At 62.0% G+C, this 2881-nt stretch carries 2 protein-coding genes and 3 pseudogenes; 2 read left to right on the forward strand and 3 right to left on the reverse strand.

The genetic code is table 11. The features are described from left to right. Positions 1-76 (reverse strand): annotated as a pseudogene (locus tag R7R78_RS23715) (MerR family DNA-binding protein); the annotation flags it as partial. Between R7R78_RS23715 and R7R78_RS23720 the strand changes: the two are divergent. Beyond that, positions 71-205: pseudogene (locus R7R78_RS23720) on the forward strand (relaxase); the annotation flags it as partial. The pseudogenes R7R78_RS23715 and R7R78_RS23720 sit on opposite strands and share 6 nt — an antisense overlap. 31 nt (positions 206-236) lie before the next feature. On the opposite strand, the gene tetR(A) reads toward R7R78_RS23720, so the two are convergent. Beyond that, positions 237-887 carry a tetracycline resistance transcriptional repressor TetR(A) gene (gene tetR(A) / locus R7R78_RS23725; RefSeq protein ID WP_000164043.1) on the reverse strand — a complete coding sequence of 217 codons (651 nt, stop codon included), beginning with the start codon at positions 885-887 and terminating at the stop codon, positions 237-239. A 105-nt stretch (positions 888-992) separates the two neighbouring features. Between tetR(A) and tet(A) the strand changes: the two genes are divergently transcribed. Beyond that, entirely contained in the window at positions 993-2192 is a 1200-nt protein-coding gene (gene tet(A) / locus R7R78_RS23730) for a tetracycline efflux MFS transporter Tet(A) (RefSeq protein ID WP_001973670.1), read from the forward strand. 31 nt (positions 2193-2223) lie between these two features. On the opposite strand, the pseudogene R7R78_RS23735 reads toward tet(A), so the two are convergent. Continuing rightward, positions 2224-2739 (reverse strand): annotated as a pseudogene (locus R7R78_RS23735) (DMT family transporter); the annotation flags it as partial. Between the last annotated feature and the right edge of the window lie 142 nt (positions 2740-2881).

Raw genomic sequence — 2881 nt, forward strand, 5'->3', positions numbered from 1 at the left:
CTGCGATCTCGTCGAGGCTGAATCCGAGCCGCTGGGCTGATTTCACGAAGCGCACCCGCGTCACATCCGCCTCGCCAGAGAGGCCGAGCGCGGCCGTGAGGCTTGGACGCTAGGGCAGGGCATGAAAAAGCCCGTAGCGGGCTGCTACGGGCGTCTGACGCGGTGGAAAGGGGGAGGGGATGTTGTCTACATGGCTCTGCTGTAGTGAGTGGGTTGCGCTCCGGCAGCGGTCCTGATCAATCGTCACCCTTTCTCGGTCCTTCAACGTTCCTGACAACGAGCCTCCTTTTCGCCAATCCATCGACAATCACCGCGAGTCCCTGCTCGAACGCTGCGTCCGGACCGGCTTCGTCGAAGGCGTCTATCGCGGCCCGCAACAGCGGCGAGAGCGGAGCCTGTTCAACGGTGCCGCCGCGCTCGCCGGCATCGCTGTCGCCGGCCTGCTCCTCAAGCACGGCCCCAACAGTGAAGTAGCTGATTGTCATCAGCGCATTGACGGCGTCCCCGGCCGAAAAACCCGCCTCGCAGAGGAAGCGAAGCTGCGCGTCGGCCGTTTCCATCTGCGGTGCGCCCGGTCGCGTGCCGGCATGGATGCGCGCGCCATCGCGGTAGGCGAGCAGCGCCTGCCTGAAGCTGCGGGCATTCCCGATCAGAAATGAGCGCCAGTCGTCGTCGGCTCTCGGCACCGAATGCGTATGATTCTCCGCCAGCATGGCTTCGGCCAGTGCGTCGAGCAGCGCCCGCTTGTTCCTGAAGTGCCAGTAAAGCGCCGGCTGCTGAACCCCCAACCGTTCCGCCAGTTTGCGTGTCGTCAGACCGTCTACGCCGACCTCGTTCAACAGGTCCAGGGCGGCACGGATCACTGTATTCGGCTGCAACTTTGTCATGCTTGACACTTTATCACTGATAAACATAATATGTCCACCAACTTATCAGTGATAAAGAATCCGCGCGTTCAATCGGACCAGCGGAGGCTGGTCCGGAGGCCAGACGTGAAACCCAACAGACCCCTGATCGTAATTCTGAGCACTGTCGCGCTCGACGCTGTCGGCATCGGCCTGATTATGCCGGTGCTGCCGGGCCTCCTGCGCGATCTGGTTCACTCGAACGACGTCACCGCCCACTATGGCATTCTGCTGGCGCTGTATGCGTTGGTGCAATTTGCCTGCGCACCTGTGCTGGGCGCGCTGTCGGATCGTTTCGGGCGGCGGCCAATCTTGCTCGTCTCGCTGGCCGGCGCCACTGTCGACTACGCCATCATGGCGACAGCGCCTTTCCTTTGGGTTCTCTATATCGGGCGGATCGTGGCCGGCATCACCGGGGCGACTGGGGCGGTAGCCGGCGCTTATATTGCCGATATCACTGATGGCGATGAGCGCGCGCGGCACTTCGGCTTCATGAGCGCCTGTTTCGGGTTCGGGATGGTCGCGGGACCTGTGCTCGGTGGGCTGATGGGCGGTTTCTCCCCCCACGCTCCGTTCTTCGCCGCGGCAGCCTTGAACGGCCTCAATTTCCTGACGGGCTGTTTCCTTTTGCCGGAGTCGCACAAAGGCGAACGCCGGCCGTTACGCCGGGAGGCTCTCAACCCGCTCGCTTCGTTCCGGTGGGCCCGGGGCATGACCGTCGTCGCCGCCCTGATGGCGGTCTTCTTCATCATGCAACTTGTCGGACAGGTGCCGGCCGCGCTTTGGGTCATTTTCGGCGAGGATCGCTTTCACTGGGACGCGACCACGATCGGCATTTCGCTTGCCGCATTTGGCATTCTGCATTCACTCGCCCAGGCAATGATCACCGGCCCTGTAGCCGCCCGGCTCGGCGAAAGGCGGGCACTCATGCTCGGAATGATTGCCGACGGCACAGGCTACATCCTGCTTGCCTTCGCGACACGGGGATGGATGGCGTTCCCGATCATGGTCCTGCTTGCTTCGGGTGGCATCGGAATGCCGGCGCTGCAAACAATGTTGTCCAGGCAGGTGGATGAGGAACGTCAGGGGCAGCTGCAAGGCTCACTGGCGGCGCTCACCAGCCTGACCTCGATCGTCGGACCCCTCCTCTTCACGGCGATCTATGCGGCTTCTATAACAACGTGGAACGGGTGGGCATGGATTGCAGGCGCTGCCCTCTACTTGCTCTGCCTGCCGGCGCTGCGTCGCGGGCTTTGGAGCGGCGCAGGGCAACGAGCCGATCGCTGATCGTGGAAACGATAGGCCTATGCCATGCGGGTCAAGGCGACTTCCGGCAAGCTATACGCGCCCTAGGAGTGCGGTTGGAACGTTGGCCCAGCCAGATACTCCCGATCACGAGCAGGACGCCGATGATTTGAAGCGCACTCAGCGTCTGATCCAAGAACAACCATCCTAGCAACACGGCGGTCCCCGGGCTGAGAAAGCCCAGTAAGGAAACAACTGTAGGTTCGAGTCGCGAGATCCCCCGGAACCAAAGCAAGTAGGTTAAACCCGCTCCGATCAGGCCGAGCCACGCCAGGCCGAGAACATTGGTTCCTGTAGGCATCGGGATTGGCGGATCAAACACTAAAGCTACTGGAACGAGCAGAAGTCCTCCGGCCGCCAGTTGCCAGGCGGTAAAGGTGAGCAGAGGCACGGGAGGTTGCCACTTGCGGGTCAGCACGGTTCCGAACGCCATGGAAACCGCCCCCGCCAGGCCCGCTGCGACGCCGACAGGATCTAGCGCTGCGTTTGGTGTCAACACCAACAGCGCCACGCCCGCAGTTCCGCAAATAGGGGTCGTTTGCGGGAGAGGGCGAAATCCTACGCTAAGGCTTTGGCCAACGATATTCTCCGGTAAGATTGATGTGTTCCCAGGGGATAGGAGAAGTCGCTTGATATCTAGTATGACGTCTGTCGCACCTGCTTGATCGCGG

Source organism: Vibrio sp. 2134-1, assembly GCF_033339495.1.